At 55.7% G+C, this 20,530-nt stretch carries 17 protein-coding genes and 1 tRNA gene; 9 read left to right on the top strand and 9 right to left on the bottom strand.

Annotated elements, in window-relative coordinates; translation table 11 throughout:
• The first annotated feature begins 8 nt into the window (after positions 1-8).
• Both glyS and D5067_RS22105 read left to right on the top strand, forming a co-directional pair.
• Positions 9-2,078, top strand: coding sequence for a glycine--tRNA ligase subunit beta (gene glyS / locus D5067_RS22110; protein ID WP_119938225.1), 2,070 nt, complete (start codon positions 9-11; stop codon positions 2,076-2,078).
• A gap of 453 nt (positions 2,079-2,531) precedes the next feature.
• The gene (locus tag D5067_RS22105; protein WP_119938226.1) at positions 2,532-4,151 is read left to right on the top strand and encodes an ABC-F family ATP-binding cassette domain-containing protein; all 1,620 of its coding nucleotides are present in this window, start codon (positions 2,532-2,534) and stop codon (positions 4,149-4,151) included.
• Between the two features lie 40 nt (positions 4,152-4,191).
• On the opposite strand, the gene D5067_RS22100 is transcribed toward D5067_RS22105, so the two are convergent.
• Positions 4,192-4,479, bottom strand: a complete 288-nt coding sequence (locus tag D5067_RS22100) for an HTH-type transcriptional regulator (protein ID WP_119938227.1) — start codon at positions 4,477-4,479, stop codon at positions 4,192-4,194.
• Between the two features lie 331 nt (positions 4,480-4,810).
• Here D5067_RS22100 and D5067_RS22095 point away from each other — a divergent pair, with 331 nt between their 5' ends.
• Together D5067_RS22095 and cspE are read left to right on the top strand one after the other, a co-directional pair.
• Positions 4,811-5,521, top strand: a complete 711-nt coding sequence (locus D5067_RS22095) for a DUF3053 domain-containing protein (RefSeq protein WP_119938228.1) — start codon at positions 4,811-4,813, stop codon at positions 5,519-5,521.
• A 241-nt stretch (positions 5,522-5,762) separates the two neighbouring features.
• Positions 5,763-5,975, top strand: coding sequence for a transcription antiterminator/RNA stability regulator CspE (gene cspE, locus D5067_RS22090; RefSeq protein ID WP_006177792.1), 213 nt, complete (start codon positions 5,763-5,765; stop codon positions 5,973-5,975).
• A gap of 66 nt (positions 5,976-6,041) precedes the next feature.
• Here the strand turns inward: cspE and ghrB are convergent, their stop codons facing one another.
• The 6 genes from ghrB to D5067_RS22060 all read right to left on the bottom strand — a co-directional run bounded on the left by ghrB (position 6,042) and on the right by D5067_RS22060 (position 12,077).
• A complete protein-coding gene (gene ghrB, locus D5067_RS22085; protein ID WP_119938229.1) occupies positions 6,042-7,016 on the bottom strand; it encodes a glyoxylate/hydroxypyruvate reductase GhrB in 975 nt (324 codons plus the stop codon).
• A 27-nt stretch (positions 7,017-7,043) separates the two neighbouring features.
• Positions 7,044-8,324 carry an MFS transporter gene (locus tag D5067_RS22080; RefSeq protein ID WP_119938230.1) on the bottom strand — a complete coding sequence of 427 codons (1,281 nt, stop codon included), beginning with the start codon at positions 8,322-8,324 and terminating at the stop codon, positions 7,044-7,046.
• 117 nt (positions 8,325-8,441) lie between these two features.
• On the bottom strand, positions 8,442-9,380 hold the full coding sequence (locus D5067_RS22075) for a sugar kinase (protein WP_119938231.1): 939 nt from the start codon (positions 9,378-9,380) through the stop codon (positions 8,442-8,444).
• A gap of 3 nt (positions 9,381-9,383) precedes the next feature.
• Positions 9,384-10,133 (bottom strand): sugar phosphate isomerase/epimerase family protein, encoded by a 750-nt coding sequence (locus D5067_RS22070; protein ID WP_119938232.1) that lies wholly within the window; start codon positions 10,131-10,133, stop codon positions 9,384-9,386.
• 102 nt (positions 10,134-10,235) lie between these two features.
• A complete protein-coding gene (locus D5067_RS22065; RefSeq protein WP_119938233.1) occupies positions 10,236-11,252 on the bottom strand; it encodes a LacI family DNA-binding transcriptional regulator in 1,017 nt (338 codons plus the stop codon).
• Between the two features lie 162 nt (positions 11,253-11,414).
• Positions 11,415-12,077, bottom strand: a complete 663-nt coding sequence (locus tag D5067_RS22060; RefSeq protein WP_119938234.1) for an OmpA family lipoprotein — start codon at positions 12,075-12,077, stop codon at positions 11,415-11,417.
• 212 nt (positions 12,078-12,289) lie between these two features.
• Between D5067_RS22060 and D5067_RS22055 the strand changes: the two genes are divergently transcribed.
• Positions 12,290-14,569: a molybdopterin guanine dinucleotide-containing S/N-oxide reductase gene (locus D5067_RS22055; protein ID WP_235843330.1), complete on the top strand. Its 2,280-nt coding sequence runs from the start codon at positions 12,290-12,292 to the stop codon at positions 14,567-14,569.
• Here the strand turns inward: D5067_RS22055 and D5067_RS22050 are convergent.
• A complete protein-coding gene (locus D5067_RS22050) occupies positions 14,532-14,978 on the bottom strand; it encodes an N-acetyltransferase (RefSeq protein ID WP_119938236.1) in 447 nt (148 codons plus the stop codon). The genes D5067_RS22055 and D5067_RS22050 overlap by 38 nt on opposite strands.
• Positions 14,956-15,537: a DNA-3-methyladenine glycosylase I gene (tag, locus tag D5067_RS22045; protein ID WP_119938237.1), complete on the bottom strand. Its 582-nt coding sequence runs from the start codon at positions 15,535-15,537 to the stop codon at positions 14,956-14,958. Before tag ends, D5067_RS22050 begins: the two co-directional genes overlap by 23 nt.
• Before the next feature lie 162 nt (positions 15,538-15,699).
• Here tag and D5067_RS22040 point away from each other — a divergent pair, with 162 nt between their 5' ends.
• The 4 genes from D5067_RS22040 (at position 15,700) to D5067_RS22025 (ending at position 19,965) form a co-directional block, all read left to right on the top strand.
• Positions 15,700-16,404 carry an autotransporter domain-containing protein gene (locus tag D5067_RS22040; protein ID WP_119938238.1) on the top strand — a complete coding sequence of 235 codons (705 nt, stop codon included), beginning with the start codon at positions 15,700-15,702 and terminating at the stop codon, positions 16,402-16,404.
• A 238-nt stretch (positions 16,405-16,642) separates the two neighbouring features.
• Entirely contained in the window at positions 16,643-17,845 is a 1,203-nt protein-coding gene (locus tag D5067_RS22035) for an L-lactate MFS transporter (RefSeq protein ID WP_119938239.1), read from the top strand.
• 260 nt (positions 17,846-18,105) lie between these two features.
• Complete coding sequence (eptB, locus tag D5067_RS22030; protein WP_119938240.1) at positions 18,106-19,797, top strand: kdo(2)-lipid A phosphoethanolamine 7''-transferase; 1,692 nt, start codon at positions 18,106-18,108, stop codon at positions 19,795-19,797.
• Positions 19,798-19,888: 91 nt separating this feature from the next.
• A tRNA-Pro gene (locus tag D5067_RS22025) sits at positions 19,889-19,965 on the top strand.
• Positions 19,966-20,530: the final 565 nt, after the last annotated feature.

Below are 20,530 nucleotides of genomic sequence, written 5' to 3'. Positions count from 1 at the left end.
AGGCGGCCATGTCTGATAAAACTTTCCTGGTGGAAATCGGCACCGAAGAGCTGCCACCAAAAGCCCTGCGCAGCCTGGCTGAATCTTTTGCTGCGAACGTGACCGCCGAGCTGGATAACGCTGGCCTGGCGCACGGTAAAATTGAGTGGTTTGCCGCGCCGCGCCGTCTGGCGCTGAAAGTGGCAAATCTGGCGGCTTCTCAGCCCGATCGCGAAGTCGAAAAACGTGGCCCGGCGATTGCCCAGGCGTTTGACGCGGAAGGCAAGCCGAGTAAAGCGGCTGAAGGCTGGGCGCGCGGCTGCGGTATCACCGTCGATCAGGCCGAGCGTCTGACCACCGACAAAGGCGAGTGGCTGCTGTACCGTGCCCATGTTAAAGGCGAAAGTGCTGAAGCGCTGCTGCCAAACATGATCGCGACCTCACTGGCTAAACTGCCTATTCCTAAGCTGATGCGCTGGGGCGCAAGCGACGTACACTTCGTGCGTCCGGTTCACACCGTGACCCTGCTGCTGGGCGATACCGTTATCCCTGCCACCATTCTGGGCGTAGCATCCGATCGCGTGATCCGCGGCCACCGCTTTATGGGCGAGCCGGAGTTCACCATCGACAACGCCGACCAGTATCCGCAGATCCTGCTGGAGCGCGGTAAGGTCATTGCTGACTACGAATTGCGTAAAGCCAAAATCAAAGCGGATGCCGAAGAAGCGGCGCGCCAGATTGGCGGCAACGCAGACCTGAGCGAAAGCCTGCTGGAAGAAGTGACCTCTCTGGTCGAATGGCCAGTTGTGCTGACCGCGAAGTTTGAAGAGAAATTCCTGGCCGTTCCGGCAGAGGCGCTGGTGTACACCATGAAGGGTGACCAGAAATACTTCCCGGTATACGCCAACGACGGCAAGCTGTTGCCAAACTTCATCTTCGTGGCGAACATCGAATCGAAAGATCCGATCCAGATTATCTCCGGTAACGAGAAAGTCGTTCGTCCGCGCCTGGCGGATGCAGAGTTCTTCTTCAACACCGACCGTAAAAAGCGTCTGGAAGATAACCTGCCGCGCCTGCAGACCGTGCTGTTCCAACAGCAGCTGGGTACGCTGCGCGACAAAACCGACCGCATTGCGGAGCTGTCCGGCTGGATCGCTCGCGAAATCGGTGCTGACGTAAACCACGCGACCCGCGCTGGCCTGCTGTCCAAGTGCGACTTGATGACCAACATGGTGTTTGAATTTACCGACACTCAGGGCGTTATGGGCATGCACTACGCGCGTCATGATGGCGAAGCGGAAGACGTGGCCGTTGCCCTGAACGAGCAGTATCAGCCGCGCTTTGCGGGTGACGATCTGCCGTCCAACCCGGTTGCGTGTGCCGTCGCGATTGCCGATAAGATGGACACCCTGGCGGGTATCTTCGGTATCGGTCAGCATCCAAAAGGTGATAAAGACCCGTTTGCGCTGCGTCGTGCCGCGCTGGGCGTGCTGCGCATTATCGTTGAGAAGAACCTGAACCTCGATCTGCAGACCCTGACCGAAGAAGCGGTGCGTCTGTACGGCGACAAGCTGACCAACGCGAAGGTCGTGGATGACGTGATCGACTTCATGCTCGGTCGTTTCCGCGCGTGGTATCAGGACGAAGGTTACACCGTCGATACCATTCAGGCGGTGCTGGCGCGTCGTCCAACCCGTCCGGCTGATTTCGATGCGCGTATGAAGGCGGTTTCCCACTTCCGTACCCTGGAAGCGGCATCTGCCCTGGCTGCGGCCAACAAGCGCGTATCCAACATCCTGGCGAAATCCGACGAAACGCTGAACGAGCGCGTGAACGCGGCAACCCTGAAAGAGCCGGAAGAGATCGCGCTGGCGATGCAGGTTGTTGTGCTGCGTGACAAGCTCGAGCCGTACTTCGCGGAAGGCCGTTACCAGGAAGCGCTGGTAGAACTGGCCGAGCTGCGTGACGTGATCGACGCCTTCTTCGAGAAAGTGATGGTGAACGTAGAAGATAAAGATCTGCGTATTAACCGCCTCTCCATGCTCGAGAAACTTCGCGAGCTGTTCCTGCGCGTGGCGGATATTTCGCTCCTGCAGTAACGTGCCCGCTGTTACAAATACTAAAAACCCGCTTCGGCGGGTTTTTTTATGGGGCTTTTGTAGGCCGGATAAGCGCAGCGTCATCCGGCAGGTTTAGCCGATCGCGATTGTGCCACCCTGGCACGCTCACTGGTATTATTGTTACAGAGTAGCAAGGAACATAAAGTGAACGGAATGACCACCTGAGTCTTATGTTCCCCCTCTCCTTCAAGGGAGAGGGGGCATCCGTGCAGGCAATATTTTGTGGGGATCCCTCAGCCCAGAGGGAGAGGGAGTATAAGTCGCCCAAAATTTAACCTTGAAACCGTCAACACATTACCGCTATCCTTATCCCATTAACTTTCTCGCGCTGGAGCGCCCCCCAAAAATGAACAAACACGACTGATGAATTTCGATCCTTGCTAAACGCTATCGCGTCGGCAGGGGATGTTTTGATTTCATTCAGGAGTGCTTATGGCTCATTTTGCGCAGTCCCCTTCTTTTATTTTGCATCAGGTCACCTGTCGGTTTGCGACGGGCGATACCCTTTTTGGTCCGCTGAATTTATCACTGGAGCCCGCGCTATGCGCGCTGGTAGGCCGCAACGGCTGCGGAAAAACACGTCTGCTGCGCCTGCTGGCAGGCCTTGATGAACCCGACAGCGGCCATATCGAACGTTCCGGAACCTGCGTCTACGTGGCACAGCAGCACGATCTTTCACCGCAAACTACGCTGGCGGAAATGCTCGGCTATCACGCTATCTTCGCCGCGCGAAAGCGCATCGACAGCGGAGATTATCATCCTGACGATCTGGAAATGCTCGACGGCTTCTGGGATTTAGCTGAGCGGCTTGGCGACGCGTTTGTGCAGGCGAAACTCCCGCCGTTTGATCCCGATAGGCCAGTCATCGAATTCAGCGGCGGTGAACGCATCCGCGCGCTGCTGTGTGGCGCGTTTACGGCGAACGCCGGTTATCTGCTGCTGGACGAACCCACCAACCATCTCGACAGGCAAGGCCGCAGGTGGTTCTACGACCAGCTTGCCCGTTATCAGGGCGGCGTACTGGTCGCCTCTCATGACCGTGAGCTACTGGCGCAGGTGCCGCGCATTCTGGAGCTGAGTGCCTGTGGCCTGCGCAGCTATGGCGGAAACTATTCTGACTATAAAGCCCAGCGCGATGCTGAACAGATGGCCGCCCGCTCAGCGCTGGAACATGCGGCGACAGAGCGAAAACGCACCCGCGCGCGCATGCAAAAAGAGCATGACGACAGCCAGCGGCGTTCGGCAAAAACGCTGCGTACCGTCGATACGCTCAACATCGCCTCGTTTGAGCGGGTCAAATACAAAGGCGCGGCGAAAGAGCGGATTAGTTCCTGGAAAAAACAGCATAGCGATCGGAACGATGCGCTGAATGCCGCCGTGAATACGGCACGCGAGCGGGTGGAGGACGATAGCCCGGTGATGTTCACCCTGCCCGGCAGCCAGATTGTCGAGGGGAAGCAGGTGCTGGTGCTGGACGACCTGGTGATGCCGCATGTGCATAACGCCCCCATCGGCTGGCGTATGGACGGGCCGATGCGCGTGGCGCTTAAAGGGCCGAACGGCTGTGGAAAGTCGACGTTGTTAAAAGCGATCCTCGGCGAAATCGTCCCACGTTCCGGCACCTGTAACGTCTCGGTCACGTGCGCGTATCTCGATCAGCACCTTTCTCAGCTGGACCTGACGCAGTCGGTGATGTCCCATCTCAACCTGGGCAATACGCCGCTGGACGAAGGCGTACTGCGTACTCGTTTAGCCCAGCTTCAGCTGGGGGCAGATAAAGTTATGCTGCCGCTCGCCGACCTGAGTGGGGGTGAGCGTCTGAAAGCCGCGCTGGCCTGCGTGCTATGGCGTAAAGAGGCCGCGCAACTTTTGCTTCTCGACGAACCGACCAACCATCTCGATTTAGCATCCGTACAGGCGATTGAAGCGGCACTGGCTGAGTTTCCCGGCGCGCTGCTGGTGGTGTCGCACGATGAGGCTTTTTTGAAGGCGTTAAAGCTGACGCATGAGATGGTGTGGGAAAGAGGGGGCTGGCGTTGTGAAAGCCTTTAAACACAAACCCCCGCAAAGGCGGGGGCGGTAACAAACTCTACTAGGCTATCTGCTTGCTGAGGGCCGGGTTGGCCTGAATCAGGCGCATCAGCTTTAGCTCGGTTGGCGTAGGCTTTTCACGTTTTGACTCCCACTCAAGCACCATCGCTACGCTGACACCCATTGCTCGGGCGAATTCATCATTTTTTAGCCCTGACCCTTTGCGCAATTGCTCAAATTCTGTAAAGGGATTGGGCTTCTGTTGCAGGGTAATCGCCTGCGGCACATCTTTAAAAATAATCTGTTCCAGGCTGCTCAGCAGCTCAAACTCAGGATCTTTATATTCCATTGAGAACTCCTCTTAAATCACACACACGGATCAAGAACATCAGAGAGCCTGTTAAGAATAGTCTTTAATGCACACCCAGGATCGTCACCCCTGTGATTAATCGTGCGGTAACGATCGCTTTACGCGTTTCAGCACTATGGATAATTATGCTAATTACCTGATTAACCATATATCGGCTCCGCCAGGTATTTTTTTGTAAATGCTAAGAAATAAAACGGCAATAACCGTTTTGCATGAAAAGAGTATCTTGCAGGGCTGACCTGGACTATCCTTGTGAGCGTCGGGCACGCGTGTGCCGGTGTGCGCTTTTTTGGGTGAAAGGAGTATTAAAATGGCGACAGGAAAGTCCTGCTCTCGCTGGTTTGCGCCTATTGCGGCGTTGTTAATGGTAGTTAGCCTGAGTGGGTGTTTTGATAAAGAAGGCGATCAGCGCAAAGCGTTTATCGATTTTCTGCAGAATACAGTGATGCGCAGCGGCGAGCGTTTACCAACGCTGACTGCGGATCAGAAAAAACAGTTTGGTCCCTTCGTGTCTGATTACGCCATAATTTATGGTTATTCACAGCAGGTGAGCCAGGCGATGGACTCCGGCCTGCGTCCAGTGCTGGACAGCGTGAATGCGATTCGCGTGCCGCAGGATTATATGACTCAGCGTGAACCGCTGCGCCAGTCAAACGGCGCGCTCGGCGTTCTGAGCCAGCAGCTGCAAAATGCAAAAATGCAGGCTGATGCGTCACGCTCCGCGCTGAAGCAGGGCGAGGATCTCAAGCCGGTGTTCGACAAGGTGTATGAGAAAGTGGTGACCAAACCTTCTGATGCCTTGCAGCCGCTGATCCCAGCCGCGCAGATTTTCACCCAACAGCTGGTGCAGGTGGGCGATTTTATCTCTGAGCAGGGAACCCAGGTGAGCTTCGTCTCTAATGGTATCCAGTTCCCGACCTCTCAGCAGGCGAGCCAGTACAATACCTTGATTGGGCCGCTGGCTTCCCAGCATCAGGCCTTCAGTCAGGCGTGGAGTGCGGCAGTCGCCGCCACGGAATGACAAAAATCCCCGCTTCGAGCGGGGTTTTTTATGTTTATTTAAAATAAAGCTTGTCATTCATCTACCACATCGGTATAACTATTCCCGTCGGTTTGTTACACAGACCTAAAGCAGTTTAGTCAAGCAGTCCAGATTGTTATCCATAGATACCCTTCGTAGTGACCCTTCCTTCATCGCTTAAAAATCTGTAACGCAACCATCGTGCCGGAAGGCAAAACAAATTTTTAATAAGGTAATTTCTATGTCTGGTAAAATGACTGGTCTGGTAAAATGGTTCAACGCTGATAAAGGTTTCGGCTTCATCACTCCTGACGATGGCTCAAAAGACGTGTTCGTACACTTCTCTGCTATCCAGAACGAAGGCTACAAATCTCTTGATGAAGGTCAGAAAGTTTCCTTCACCATCGAAAGCGGCGCTAAAGGCCCAGCAGCTGGTAACGTTGTAAGCCTGTAAGCTTCCAACCCAGTAGCACAAAATTCAAAAACCCGCCTTCTGGCGGGTTTTTTCATTTCTGACTATCTACTTTTGAATCTGCGGGTTCACGCAGTTTCTCTCAACTCTTCCGCCCAGCGCGGCGATCAAATTGTCCACCGCGGTAGCCGCCATGTTGTAACGCGTTTCGTGTGTTGCCGAGCCGATATGGGGCAGGGCGACAACGTTTGGCAGTGTTAACAGCGGGGAATCAACCGGCAGCGGCTCCTGTTCAAACACGTCCAGACCGGCGGCGTGGATTTCACCGTTTTGCAGCGCTTCAATCAGTGCGTTTTCGTCTACGACCGGACCACGACCGGCATTAATGAAAATGGCTGATTTCTTCATCTTCTCAAATGCAGATTTGCCGATGAGATGGTGGGTCTCCTCCGTCAGAGGCAGGATCAGGCAGACGTAGTCCGCTTCCTGCAGCAGGGTATCCAGCTCGCAATACCGGGCGTTAAAGCGTTCTTCGGCCTCATCGTGATGACGACGCGCGTTGTACAGAATTGGCATGTTAAAACCAAAATGCGCGCGCTGCGCCAGCGCAAGGCCAATGCGGCCCATACCAACAATTCCCAGGGTTTTGCCATGAACGTCCACGCCGAACCAGTCCGGACCAATGCTTTTCGTCCATTCACCTGCTTTAACGCGTTCGGCCACTTCAACCACGCGGCGGGCGGTGCTGAGCACCAGCGCCATCAGCGTGTCGGCCACGGTTTCCGTCAGGGCATGTGGCGTATGCATGAGCAGAATTTTGCGCTCGTTAAGCGCATCCACGTCGAAGTTGTCGTAACCCACTGAAACGGTGGACGTAGCACGAAGCTTGGGCATTTTCTCCAGCAGGGCGACATCCACTTTTTCGCTTGAACCCAACAAACCTTCAGCGCGGGCAAACGCCTCAGCGTGCTGTGCCACGGTGTCCGGGCTAAGGTTTTTCACCTGCGTTACGGTGAAGTGCGCTTCCAGGCGTTTTTGCAGATCTTCAGGCAATGCTTTGTACAAAATGACGGACGGCTTCATGCTAATCTCCGTTGATTTTTAAAGGGTTTAGGCGTGTCGTGCGCCGACAGGGTGTTGTTGATTATTAGCAGGCTTAACAATCAGAGTAAGCCACACCGAGGCGAAAAGTGCTACCCCCATAAATATGTACGAGGCTGACGGGCTGCCGGTTGTACCGTTCAGGTAGCCGACAAACCAGGAGCCAAAGAACGAGCCCAGCGCGCCCATGCTGTTGATCAGCGCCATTGCGCCACCCGCCACGTTACGCGGCAGCATTTCCGGGATGATGGCGAAGAACGGACCATACGGGGCGTACATTGCGGCACCGGCAATCACCAGCAGCGTGTAAGAGGCCCAGAAGTGGTCAGCCCCTACGGCCCAGGAGCCGATGAAGGCAAAGGCAGCGATCAGCAGCAGTGGCCAGACGAAAAGCTTACGGTTTTGCAGTTTGTCCGAGGCCCACGATGCGACAATCATCGCGATGGTTGCGGCCAGATAAGGCACGGACGACAGCCAGCCCACCTCGACCATGCCGAGGTTTTCGCCGCCGCTGCGGATAATGGACGGCAGCCACAGCACAAAGCCATACACCCCGATGCTCCAGGTGAAATATTGCGCGCACAGCAGAATGACGTTACGGGAGCGGAAGGCTTCGCCGTAGTTACGCACCGCTTTCAGGCCTTGCTGCTCTTTGTCCAGCTGCGCCTGCAGCGCGGCTTTTTCGTCTTCAGAAAGCCACTTCGCCTGCGCTGGCTTATCTTTTACCAGCACCCACCAGCAGAACGCCCAGATCACCGCCGGCACGCCTTCGATGATAAACATTTCACGCCAGCCAAAGGACTGGATCAGGTAGCCGGAAACCACCGACATCCACAGTACCGTGACCGGGTTGCCGAGGATCAGGAACGTGTTAGCGCGTGAGCGTTCGGATTTGGTGAACCAGTTGCTGATATAGATAAGCATCGCCGGCATAACCGCCGCCTCAACCACCCCGAGGATAAAGCGAATGGCGGCAAGCGCAGGGATGTTATTCACCACGCCGGTCAGTGACGCACAGCCGCCCCACAGAATCAGGCAGACGAAGATCAGCTTGCGCACGCTGCGGCGTTCGGCGTAGATCGCACCGGGGATCTGGAAGAAGAAGTAGCCGAGGAAGAAAAGGGCGCCCAGCAGGGACGAGACGCCTTTGGTGATCCCAAGGTCCTCGGTGATCCCCGCGGCGGATGCGAAGCTGAAGTTGGCACGATCGAGGTACGCCAGGCTGTACGTGATAAACACGATTGGCATGATGTACCACCAGCGTTTTACTGCATTGGTCGAACTGTTCATAGGCTTGCCTCTGTTGTTGAGGTTGTTACCGCCGTTGTCTGTAGGGTACACGGTGGTTTAATTATGTGGTGCGGCTTGCTGCCCTCACCCTGACCCTCTCCCACAGGGAGAGGGAATTTACACGCCGAGCTCTGCTCGCGTTGGTAACCCTTCGCTGTCGCCCTGCACCTGAATGGCCAGCGAGCCAATCTTGTTGCCTCGCGCGATGGCCTGCTGAAGCGGCTTGCCTTCCAGCAGGGCGCTAATGACCCCGACGGCGAAACCATCGCCTGCGCCAACGGTATCAACCACGTTATCAACCTTCACGGCGGCCACTGCACCTTGTTCTCCGTCGGCGGTTTTAAACCATGCGCCGTCGGCGCCGGTTTTCAACACCACGGCTTTTACCCCGCGGTTGAGGTAGAAATCAGCTATGCCTTCTGGAGTACTTTCGCCGGTAAGGATCATTCCTTCCTTAACGCCAGGCAGAACCCAGTCGGCCTGAAACGCCAGGCGGTTCAGCTTTTCAACCATCTCGGCTTCGCTCTTCCACAGCACCGGACGCAGGTTCGGATCGAACGAGATCGTTTTGCCCTGCGCCTTCAAAGTGCTGGCGGCGTGATCCAGCAACGCGTACGAGCTGGCCGACAGCGCAGCCGCCACGCCGCTCAGGTGAAGATGGCGCGCGGAGGAGAAATACGGCGCGTGATAGTCATCAACGGAGAGGTGGCTGGCCGCCGACCCTCTGCGGAAATATTCCACGATGGGATCGGTTCCATTTTCAACCTTAGATTTCAGCTGAAAGCCGGTTGCGAAGCGTCCGTCGAGCGTGACGCCTGCGGCATCAATCCCTTCTTTTTTCAGCGAATCGAGAATGAAATGACCGAAGCTGTCATCCCCCACGCGGCTGACCCAGCCGACGTTCAGGCCCAGGCGCGCCAGCCCCGTTGCGACGTTCAGCTCTGCACCGGCCACGCGTTTCATAAAGTGTTCCACGGCGCTCAGCTCACCGGTCTCGGTGGCAACAAACATCGCCATGGCCTCGCCGATGGTGATGACATCCAGCGTTTTGTGCATGATTTACTCCTCGCGCAGCAGGTTGACGTAATGACGGGTAACGGCCGTTAAATCGGCACCCTCCAGCGGGAACTCGATTCCACGCGGGGCGTCGGCCGGCAGCTGATTAAGCAGCTCCATCCAGCGCGTATCGGTGTGGTCCGGCGCAACGGCGCGGAACTGGTCCTTGTGCGCAACGGCGGCTTTAACGTGGATATAGCTCACGGCGGGCGCCAGATGACGTGCGGCTTCTTCGGGGGAATCACCTACCCACAGCCAGTTGCCCATGTCGAACGTCAGGGTGACGGGAAGCGTCATCACCCGGCAGGCGGCCTTGAAGCGCTGCATAGGGGCGAGCTGGCCGCAGTCGGTCTGGTCATTTTCCACCACCAGCGTCATGCCGCTTTCGTTCAGCAGCGTACGCAGGGCTTCAAGCGGCTGTTTGTCGCAGAAATGGCCCAGTGAGAGTTTCAGCCACAGCGCGTTCAGCGTGCTGGCTTCGGCCAGATAGCGCGGAAGGTCTGGGTTGAGTGTGCCATCAGGCATAAACAGAGCTGCGGGCGCGGAGTAGCAGGCCAGCAGGCCCAGCAGTTCGATTGATTCACCCAGCGCAGGCAGCGCCAGCAGCTCTTCGCTGTTGAACAGCTCGCGGCGGATTTCTACGCCGTCGGCGCCTGCGCCGGCAATAACGGGTAGCATTGCCCGCTGGCCCCCAGCCTGTCGCACCCGATCCGCGCCGTAAGCGGCGGTGACCACCATTATTTTCCTGCTCATTCCCGGACTCCATCGCGTAATCGATAGTATTACGCTAGATGGAACCGGTTCCAAAGAAAAGGTCAGGATGTTGAATTTATGATCGGTATCACGAAGGGAAAATTAACGGGCGGTTGAACCCCGAATAATCAGTTCACCGGAAAAGACCTGCTCACGCACGGCATCGCTGGCCCCTTCAATACGGCGAACTACCTGTTCTACAGCAGCATAGCCGATTTGCCATGTCGGTTGTTTGAGGGTAGTAATGCCCACGCCAGCCAGTTCGGCCCACTCAAGTTCATCGAACCCCAGCAGGCCGATATCGCTGCCCCAGTGCAGGCCAATGCGTTTTAACGAGCGGGCCACCTGTAGCGTCAATGCACCGTTGGCGGAGATCACCGCTTTACGCATCCCACGATGACGAGTGTGGAACTGACGCAGGGTGTTATCGATCTGGTCAGCTTCGTGCAGTGGCGTTTCGGCATTCTCGGCAATCACGCCGGGATAGCGAGCCAGAGTGGCGTGAAAAGCACCTAAACGTTCGCGACGCGTATTGACCATCCCCAGCGGTTCGCTCAGGAACAGGACCGCTTCAAACCCCTGTTCGATAAGGTGCTCGGTGGCGGTAGTGGCTGCCTGGGTGTTATCCAGACCGACGACGTCACAGGCAAATTCGGGAATTTTACGGTCAATCAGGACCATCGGCAGGGAAGATTGCTGCAGGCGGTTCAGCCCCTCTTCGCGCATGCCTACGGCGTTGACCACAATCCCTTCCACCTGGTAACTGCGTAACAGATCCAGATAGTGCAGTTCCTGGTCTACCTCGTTGTTGGTGTTACAGACCAGCGGCGTAAAGCCCTTTTCGCGGCAGGCCGCTTCGATGCCGCTCAGCACGTTAACGGAATAGGGGTTGGTGATATCGGCGATGATAAGGCCAATCAGACGGGTACGCCCTCGTTTCAGGCCGCGCGCCATGATGCTGGGACGGTAGTCGAGGTCGGCAATGGCCTGTTCAATGCGGGCAAGCAGCGCGTCGGACAGCAGGTGTTTCTCGCCATTGAGGTAGCGCGAAATGCTGGTTTTACCGGTTTGAGCGGCTTTCGCCACGTCGCTGATGGTGGCCCGTGCTGATTTGCTCATCGCTGATTTCCCTGTATTGAGTGAGAACACCTTAGCGGGAAAATCAACGATGGCAAGTGGTTCATGTTGGGTGTGCGGTCTGTTGCCCTCACCCCGACCCTCTCCCACAGGGAGAGGGCGCAAACACTAAAAACGGCAACGGGGTTGCCGTTTTGCTTTTACCTACTGCACAGGACTCAACGTAATCTCAACGCGACGGTTCTGCGCTTTGCCTTCCGCCGTGCTGTTGCTGGCGATTGGGTTTGCAGGACCCATGCCGCTGGTGCGGATGCGGGTCGCGTCAACGCCCTGGGTAATCAGCGAGCTGGCCACGGAATCGGCACGCTGCTGGGACAAGCGCATGTTCAGATCCTGGCTGCCGGTGCTGTCGGTGTAGCCAATCACGTTCACGGCGGTCTTGTTGTACTCTTTCAGCACCATCGCCACGCCGGTCAGGGTGTTTGCACCCGCCGGTTTCAGCGTTGCGCTGCTGCTGTCAAAGGTTACGTTGTTTGGCATGTTCAGGATGATGTTGTCACCGCTACGCGTCACGCTCACGCCCGTTCCCTTCATTTTGTCGCGCAGTTTCGCTTCCTGCACGTCCATGTAATAACCGACGCCGCCGCCCAGCGCTGCCCCTGCCGCTGCGCCAATCAGCGCGCCTTTGCCGCGATCTTTCTTAGAGGATGAGAGGGCGCCCACACCCGCACCTACCAGTGAGCCAATGCCCGCGCCGATGCCGGATTTGCCCGCTTCGCTTTCACCGGTGTAAGGGTTTGTTGTGCAGCCAGAAACAGCCAGGGCGCCGCTCACCAGAGCGGCAATAACGAGTACGCGTTTTTTCATCTTATTTCCTTAATCCTTTTTATTCTTTGCCACGACGCGCGTGGCAGTTGATTATGACGTCCGGATACGGAGAAAATTCAGTGTATAACTCTGAAATTTGTGACTAACCATAAACAGCCTCAATAAGAAGGCCGTAAACCTGCACGCAACCAGGAGCGCACGCTTTGAGCACCTCAACAAAAACCATTCTGACCGCCGCCCACTGGGGGCCGATGCTGGTCGAAACCGACGGCGAGAATGTGCTGTCGTCCCGTGGAGCATTGCCTTCGCAGCACCCTAACTCTCTGCAAACCGTGGTTCGCGACCAGGTGCACAGCAAGACGCGCGTGCGGTGGCCAATGGTGCGTAAGGGTTTTCTGGCGTCGCCGGATAAGCCACAGGGCATCCGCGGGCAGGACGAGTTTGTCCGCGTGAGCTGGGATGACGCGCTGGCGTTGATCCATGCGCAGCATAAACGCATCCGCGACAGCTACGGTCCATCGTCCATTTTTGCCGGCTCATATGGCTGGCGTTCTAACGGGGTGCTGCATAAAGCCTCGACCCTGCTTCAGCGCTATATGAGCCTGGCAGGAGGCTATACCGGCCATCTGGGGGATTACTCGACCGGCGCAGCGCAGGCGATCATGCCGTACGTTGTGGGGGGGAACGAAGTTTACCAGCAGCAGACGAGCTGGCCGCTGGTGCTGGAGCATACCGACGTTGTTGTGCTCTGGAGCGCCAACCCGCTGAATACGCTGAAAATCGCCTGGAATGCTTCCGACGAGCAGGGCATTCCCTACTTCGACGCGCTGCGCAAAAGCGGCAAGCGCATTATCTGCATCGATCCGATGCGTTCCGAAACCATGGATTTCCTCGGCGATAGCGCAGAGTGGGTCGCCCCGCATATGGGCACCGACGTCGCGATGATGCTGGGTATCGCCCATACGCTTTTTGAGAACGGCTGGCACGATACCGATTTCCTTGCGCGCTGCACCACGGGATTCGACGCCTTCGCCGATTACCTGACGGGCAAAACGGACGGCACGGCGAAAACGGCAGAATGGGCTGAGGCGATCTGCGGCGTTAATGCCGCGAAAATTCGCGAGCTGGCCGAGTTATTCCACAGCAATACCACTATGCTGATGTCCGGCTGGGGGATGCAGCGTCAGCAGTTTGGCGAGCAGAAGCACTGGATGCTGGTAACGCTTGCCGCGATGCTTGGGCAGATTGGTACGCCCGGCGGAGGTTTTGGTCTCTCGTATCATTTTGCGAACGGCGGCAACCCAACGCGCAAAGCCGCGGTGCTGGCTTCGATGCAAGGTTCCGTGCAGGGTGGCGTGGACGCTGTCGATAAAATCCCGGTGGCGCGCATTGTTGAGGCGCTCGAAAACCCGGGCGGGTTTTATCAGCACAACGGGCTGGATCGCCATTTCCCGGATATTAAATTTGTCTGGTGGGCGGGCGGTGCGAACTTTACCCACCATCAGGACACCAACCGCCTGATCCGCGCCTGGCAGAAGCCGGAGCTGGTGGTCATTTCCGAATGCTTCTGGACCGCCTCGGCCAAGCATGCCGATATCGTGTTACCTGCCACGACCTCGTTTGAGCGGAACGATCTCACGATGACCGGCGACTACAGCAACCAGCACATGGTGCCGATGAAGCGCGTCGTGGCCCCGCGGGATGAAGCGCGTGATGACCTGGACGTGTTTGCAGATCTCAGCGAGATGTGGGAGCCCGGCGGACGCGAGCGCTTTACCGAAGGTAAAACGGACCTGCAATGGCTGGAAACCTTCTACCAGATTGCGGGCCAGCGCGGCGCCGCCCAGGGGGTGACGCTGCCGCCGTTTGCCGAGTTCTGGGAAGCAAACGCGATTTTTGAAATGCCGGAGAGCGAGCAGAACGCGCAGTTTGTCCGTTTTGCGGATTTCCGCCGCGACCCGGATAACCATCCGCTGAAAACCGAAAGCGGAAAGATGGTGATTTATAGCCAGCGCATCGCCAGCTTTAACTACGCCGACTGCCCGCCGCATCCAAAATGGCTGGAGCCGGACGAGTGGCATGGCAACGCGCAGCCGGAACAGCTGCAGGTGCTTTCCGCGCACCCGGCGCACCGTCTGCACAGCCAGCTTAACTTTACGTCACTCCGCGAACAGTATGCGGTAGCCGGTCGTGAACCCATCACCCTGAATACCGCGGATGCAAAAGCGCGCGGGATTGCGAACGGAGATGTCGTCCGCGTCTGGAACGCGCGCGGGCAGGTGCTGGCAGGCGCAGTCGTGAACGATGGCATTCGCCCGGGCGTGCTCTGCATTCACCAGGGCGCATGGCCGGATCTGGCGCTCAACGAAGGCGGCATCTGTAAGAACGGCGCGGTCAACGTGTTGACCAAAGATCTCCCCAGCTCGAAGCTGGGGAATGGCTGCGCGGGGAATACGGCGCTGGCATGGGTGGAGAAATACGAGGGGCCAGAGCTTACCTTAACGGCGTTTGATCCGCCTGCCAGCTCATAATCCACGTCGGGTGGTGGGTATCATCCTGCCAGGCGCTGTCTTCGATGCGAAAGCCCTGTGCATGATAGAAATTCACTGCTCGCTCATTCTTCTGATACACCTCAAGGGTTAAATAGGGGTAGTGCTGCTGAACGTGGTTCAGCAGCGCACGCCCGATCCCTTTTCCAATGAAATCCGGGGCAACAAATAGCGCGCCGACGAACTGGGACTGCATCACGCTAACAAACCCGCGCGGCTTACCGTCCGCTTCCCAGACCCAGGTTTCCGCCGAGGGCAGATACACGTCCCGCACCATGGCTTCATTCTCTATCCAGTAGTCCGCGTTAATAAACGGGTGTGCTTCCGTGGTGCTTTCAAGCCATAAACGCAGAAGCGGCTCGGTATTCTCACTTTGCCATTTGCGGATCATGATGGCCCCCAGGGTGACAGAAGCAGCCCGTGATGTGGTCATTGACCAAACCACAGGCCTGCATAAAGGAGTAGCAGATGGTCGTGCCTACAAACTTAAATCCGCGCTTTTTGAGGGCTTTTGAGAGTGCATCCGAGGCGGCAGTTGAGGTGGGGATCTCCGCCAGCGTGGCGGCTTGAGTAATCTGGGGATCGTTATTCACAAAGGACCAGACAAATTCTGCAAACGGCTCGCCGTTTTGCTCCATCGCCAGCCAGGCGCGCGCGTTACCGATGATGGCCTGAATTTTGCCGCGATGGCGGATAATACCGGCGTCCAGAACCAGCCTTTCCACATCCTCCTCGGTCATTGCCGCGACGGCATAGGGATCAAACTGGAGGAAGGCGCGGCGGTAATTTTCACGCTTTTTCAGAACGGTAATCCACGATAGCCCGGCCTGCTGACCTTCCAGGCAGATCATCTCAAAGAGTTTTTTACCGTCGGTTTCCGGCACGCCCCATTCCTGGTCGTGATAGTCGATATAAAGCTGATCCTGGCTTACCCAGCCGCAACGTTGCATAGGTTATCTCCCTTAATGATACGGTATTCGCAAAATTTTCAAACTGTCTGGCTTGACGTGCCTGCTAAAGAGACAATAGTTAATACAGGGCTATACGCCCTCATACCTCTTTTCAAACAATGACTAATATCGCCGAATTCGGCTCTTTCTGGAGTCGCTTTGATGATGATAAAAAAAATCAGTGGTCGCCATGCTTTTTCAGGCCTGGTGGGCATCTCAGTGTGTTCGCTTTTTTGTAGCACAGCTTATGCCTGGCAACAGGAATATATCGTTTCAGATGCACAAAGTAATACGGCGGAACGCTATACATGGGACGCCGATCACCAACCGCGTTATGAAGATATTCTTGCAGAACGTATTAACACGTCGCAGAACGCCGCTGGCTTTTCGCTGAACCTGCCGTCAGGCGCGGCGGCGGATGCGTCCGGTACGATGAGCGTGGGCTGGAATATCCCGGTGTCGGGGCATGTAACCACCGGGCCGGTGATGGCATGGCGCTACGATGGTTCTGCACCTGCCATGATTAACGAGTATGGCGATACGGTGACAACACAGTCGCTTACCGATCCGCTCTGGCATGCCAGCGTCAGTTCTCTGGGCTGGCGCGTTGATACGCAGTATGGCGCGCTCCGTCCCTGGGCACAGATAAGCTATAACCAGCAGTTTGGCGAAAATCAGTGGAAATCCCAGTTCGGTATGCCGCAGACGCCAGTGCCGGCACAATACAGCAACTGGATGGACGTCACGGTGGGCACCGATATGCCTTTTACCTCGCATATGGCGGCCTATGCTTCGCTGGCTCAGGCAGATAACACCACGATGGGTGAAGAGTTTATGTACACCCTCGGCGTCAGTGCAAAATTTTAGAGATGTGACTTTTTTAAACGATGTTTTAACATCTAGAGAACAATATTGGCGGGGGATGCAGCGATAGTAACCACTAACAGTGCTTCGCTTCATTCTCCGGCAAGGTCATTCATTCCCGATTCCAGGCATTTCATTCCGTTCCTCCTGCATTTCATGCCGTTTTCCCCCAGGAGAATTAAGGTTTTGTTTATCGTTGTCCTCAGCGAATTCCCTTAATTTCTCTTGCAGGACAACTGCCATGAATACTTCAACCTATAACCGCACGCGCTGGCTGACACTCTTCGGCACCATCGTTACCCAGTTTGCGCTGGGCTCGGTCTACACCTGGAGCCTGTTTAACAGTGCACTATCCGATAAGCTCGGTGCACCGGTCAGCCAGGTGGCGTTCTCCTTCGGCCTGCTGAGCCTGGGGCTGGCGATTTCGTCTTCCATTGCGGGCAAGCTGCAGGAGCGTTTTGGCGTGAAGCGTGTGACCATGGCGTCCGGCATACTGCTGGGGCTGGGCTTTTTCCTGACGGCGCATTCCAGCAACCTGATGATGCTGTGGCTGAGCGCCGGGGTGCTGGTGGGGCTGGCGGACGGTGCGGGTTATCTGCTGACGCTGTCGAACTGCGTTAAATGGTTCCCGGAGCGTAAAGGATTGATCTCTGCTTTTGCCATCGGTTCTTACGGCCTGGGCAGCCTCGGTTTTAAATTTATCGACTCCCATCTGCTGGCGTCCGTTGGCCTTGAGAAAACGTTCATGATCTGGGGCGTTATCGTTCTGGTGATGATTCTGTTCGGAGCAACTCTGATGAAAGATGCCCCGCAGCAGGAAGTGAAATCCGTTAACGGCGTGGTGGAGAATGACTTCACCCTCGCGCAGTCCATGCGTAAACCGCAGTACTGGATGCTGGCGGTTATGTTCCTGACGGCCTGCATGAGCGGACTGTATGTGATTGGCGTGGCGAAAGATATCGCTCAGGGTATGGTGAAACTGGATGTGGCCACGGCAGCGAATGCGGTGACGGTTATCTCTATTGCCAACCTCTCTGGTCGTCTGGTGCTGGGGATCCTGTCTGACAAAATTGCCCGCATCCGCGTGATTACTATCGGGCAGGTGGTTTCCCTGGTGGGCATGGCGGCACTGCTGTTTGCTCCGCTGAATGAAGCAACCTTCTTTGCGGCAATCGCCTGCGTGGCGTTCAACTTCGGCGGCACCATTACGGTCTTCCCGTCACTGGTGAGCGAGTTCTTCGGGCTGAACAATCTGGCGAAGAATTACGGTGTCATCTATCTTGGCTTCGGGATTGGCAGCATCTGTGGTTCCCTGATTGCCTCGCTGTTCGGTGGGTTCTATGTGACCTTCTGCGTGATATTTGCCCTGCTGATCGTCTCGCTGGCGCTGTCGACCACTATTCGCCAGCCGCAGCGCGAAGTGTATAAAGAAGCGCATGCATAGTGCGAATTTAAAAAGGCCGGAATACCGGCCTTTTTATTGTCTTTAAAACCGAGCGTCAGGCGAAATTGTCTGCTTCCGGATCTTCTTTTTGTAAAAAACTGTACCGATCACATTCTCTGCTGCCACTTTTTCCTTTCCCTGTGGTCTACTTACCACGCTTGTAGACGTTTCTTATAACGATCCCCTGAGCGTATATCTAATCTGTCCACTTTATATATTGCGGTGGGCGGTGGTACTGTCCCTTTTTCCGGGTAGCTTGCATGAAATACATTAAATCGATGGCGCAACAAAAGCTCTGCTTTTTGCTGGCGTTGTACATCGGCCTGTTTATGAATGGCGCAGTGTTTTTCCGTCGGTTTGACGGTTACGCGCAAGATTTTACCGTCTGGAAAGGAATTGCAGCGGTTGTCGAATTGGTCGCTGCGGTACTGGTCACCTTCTTCTTATTTCGTCTTCTCACACTGTTTGGCCGCCGCGTCTGGCGCGTGCTGGCAACGTTTATCGTGCTGTGCTCGGCTGGGGCCAGCTATTACATGACCTTTATGAACGTGGTGATTGGCTACGGCATTATTGCCTCGGTGATGACCACGGATATCGATCTCTCTAAAGAGGTCGTGGGCCTGCACTTTATTCTCTGGCTGGTGGCGGTGAGCGCCTTGCCGCTGCTGCTCATCTGGAGCAACCGCTGCCGCTATACCCTGGTACACCAGATCCGCACCCCTGGCAAGCGTTTCAGAAGCGTTGCCGTCGTTCTGCTGGCCGGGCTGATGGTCTGGGGGCCTATCCGTCTGCTGGAAGTGAAGCAGAGGAACGATGAGCGTACCTCAGGCGTTGATATGCCAAGCTATGGCGGCGTGGTGGCGAACTCCTATCTGCCGTCCAACTGGATTTCCGCGTTGGGGTTATATGCCTGGGCGCAGGTGGATGAATCCTCTGATAACAAATCGTTGATGAACCCGGCGAAGAAGTTTACCTACGAGGCGCCGAAAGATATCGATGATACCTACGTTATCTTTATTATCGGCGAAACGACCCGCTGGGATCACATGGGTATCCTGGGTTATGACCGTGACACCACCCCGGAGCTGGCGCAGGAGAAAAACCTGGTCGCCTACCGTGGCTACTCCTGTGACACCGCCACCAAGCTCTCTCTGCGCTGCATGTTCGTGCGCGAAGGCGGGGCGGATGATAACCCGCAGCGAACCCTTAAAGAGCAGAACGTCTTCTCCGTGCTGCATCAGCTCGGATTCACCTCTGACCTGTATGCAATGCAAAGCGAGATGTGGTTCTACAGCAACACCATGGCGAAGAATATCGCGTACCGTGAGCAGATTGGCGCGGAGCCGCGCAACCGTGGCAAACCGGTGGATGACATGCTGTTAATCGACGAGATGAAAAACTCGTTAAACGGTAACCCGGACGGTAAGCATATGGTTATCCTGCATACCAAAGGGTCTCACTATAACTACACCCAGCGTTACCCGCGTAGCTTCGCTAAATGGACGCCGGAGTGTCTTGGCGTGGATAAAGACTGTACCAAAGAGCAGTTGATTAACTCCTATGACAACTCCGTCATGTATGTCGATCACTTTATCAAGTCTGTTATTGACCAGGTACGCGATAAGAAAGCGATCGTGTTTTATGCGGCGGACCACGGCGAGTCCATCAATGAATTTGAGCACCTGCACGGTACGCCGCGCAAGATGGCGCCACCGGAGCAGTTCCGTGTGCCAATGATGGTATGGATGTCTGATTCGTATCTGCAAGACCCGGAAAAAGCGAAGATGTTTGACCACCTTAAGAAAGAGGCGGAGATGAAGGTGCCACGTCGTCACGTTGAGCTGTACGACACCATTATGGGCTGCCTGGGCTATACCTCCCCGAACGGTGGAATTAACGAAAATAACAACTGGTGTAAGCTCCCTGAAAGCACCAATAAAGCCGCGCAATAGCGCGGCTGGCGAGAATATCGCCAGTTGAATCGCTTTTTTAAATTAAGGGATTGACGGGGGCGCACCCCAGCAGTAAGATGCGCTCCGCATTCGGCGAGTAGCGCAGCTTGGTAGCGCAACTGGTTTGGGACCAGTGGGTCGGAGGTTCGAATCCTCTCTCGCCGACCACATTTAAAAAAGGGCTAACCGCAAGGTTAGCCCTTTTTGCATTATGGCGTTAGCCAGCCAGATTCACCAAAATGCCCCTTACACCTGCTTCTCCCTGCCTGTTAACGATTTTGTGACATTATCCATTGTATTTTTTTATATATGGATTGATCTTTTTTCGCGTTGCTTATGGATAACCTCAGCATTTTTCGCTGTGCGTTTTAACGTTCGCGGTATTTAGTGCTCAGATAATCACCGTTCTGCAAGAAAATTTACCCATTCTGAATAAAAGTTAATCACTGGATGTTGCGAAATATGAAGATAATTGTGCTACAACATGACGAGTAGCATAAATTTCCCTGCTGAAAACGGGGGCGGAAGGTTTTTTTAATCTTTGTTTGCGGTTTCTCACACTCCGCGTAAATCCCCGTCACCTGTATTGACGTTTTCACATTCTGTTGACAGATTGTAGGGCATGAGGGGCATTTCAGGGACGATCTGCGCTGCAACTCAAACGCTCTTCTGAAAGGATTCTCCATCCCTTTAACGCCTTCGGGCACCACCGACCAGACCGGGTAAAAAATAA

The organism is Enterobacter huaxiensis (assembly GCF_003594935.2).
Taxonomy (GTDB): Bacteria; Pseudomonadota; Gammaproteobacteria; order Enterobacterales; family Enterobacteriaceae; genus Enterobacter; species Enterobacter huaxiensis.
Note: the sequence above shows the minus strand (reverse complement) of the source record. Positions and strands in the feature narration are given on the sequence as shown.

What these genes read in the sequence shown, in the direction of transcription:
- ghrB (WP_119938229.1), bottom strand. Translation starts at nt 7,016, where the DNA reads ATGAAGCCGTCCGTCATTTTGTACAAAGCATTGCCTGAAGATCTGCAA.
- D5067_RS22080 (WP_119938230.1), bottom strand. Translation starts at nt 8,324, where the DNA reads ATGAACAGTTCGACCAATGCAGTAAAACGCTGGTGGTACATCATGCCA.
- D5067_RS22100 (WP_119938227.1), bottom strand. Translation starts at nt 4,479, where the DNA reads ATGGAATATAAAGATCCTGAGTTTGAGCTGCTGAGCAGCCTGGAACAG.
- D5067_RS22105 (WP_119938226.1), top strand. Translation starts at nt 2,532, where the DNA reads ATGGCTCATTTTGCGCAGTCCCCTTCTTTTATTTTGCATCAGGTCACC.
- D5067_RS22070 (WP_119938232.1), bottom strand. Translation starts at nt 10,133, where the DNA reads ATGAGCAGGAAAATAATGGTGGTCACCGCCGCTTACGGCGCGGATCGG.
- cspE (WP_006177792.1), top strand. Translation starts at nt 5,763, where the DNA reads ATGTCTGGTAAAATGACTGGTCTGGTAAAATGGTTCAACGCTGATAAA.
- D5067_RS22035 (WP_119938239.1), top strand. Translation starts at nt 16,643, where the DNA reads ATGAATACTTCAACCTATAACCGCACGCGCTGGCTGACACTCTTCGGC.
- glyS (WP_119938225.1), top strand. Translation starts at nt 9, where the DNA reads ATGTCTGATAAAACTTTCCTGGTGGAAATCGGCACCGAAGAGCTGCCA.
- eptB (WP_119938240.1), top strand. Translation starts at nt 18,106, where the DNA reads ATGAAATACATTAAATCGATGGCGCAACAAAAGCTCTGCTTTTTGCTG.
- D5067_RS22095 (WP_119938228.1), top strand. Translation starts at nt 4,811, where the DNA reads ATGGCGACAGGAAAGTCCTGCTCTCGCTGGTTTGCGCCTATTGCGGCG.
- D5067_RS22060 (WP_119938234.1), bottom strand. Translation starts at nt 12,077, where the DNA reads ATGAAAAAACGCGTACTCGTTATTGCCGCTCTGGTGAGCGGCGCCCTG.
- D5067_RS22050 (WP_119938236.1), bottom strand. Translation starts at nt 14,978, where the DNA reads ATGATCCGCAAATGGCAAAGTGAGAATACCGAGCCGCTTCTGCGTTTA.
- D5067_RS22075 (WP_119938231.1), bottom strand. Translation starts at nt 9,380, where the DNA reads ATGCACAAAACGCTGGATGTCATCACCATCGGCGAGGCCATGGCGATG.
- D5067_RS22065 (WP_119938233.1), bottom strand. Translation starts at nt 11,252, where the DNA reads ATGAGCAAATCAGCACGGGCCACCATCAGCGACGTGGCGAAAGCCGCT.
- D5067_RS22040 (WP_119938238.1), top strand. Translation starts at nt 15,700, where the DNA reads ATGATGATAAAAAAAATCAGTGGTCGCCATGCTTTTTCAGGCCTGGTG.
- D5067_RS22055 (WP_235843330.1), top strand. Translation starts at nt 12,290, where the DNA reads ATGCTGGTCGAAACCGACGGCGAGAATGTGCTGTCGTCCCGTGGAGCA.
- tag (WP_119938237.1), bottom strand. Translation starts at nt 15,537, where the DNA reads ATGCAACGTTGCGGCTGGGTAAGCCAGGATCAGCTTTATATCGACTAT.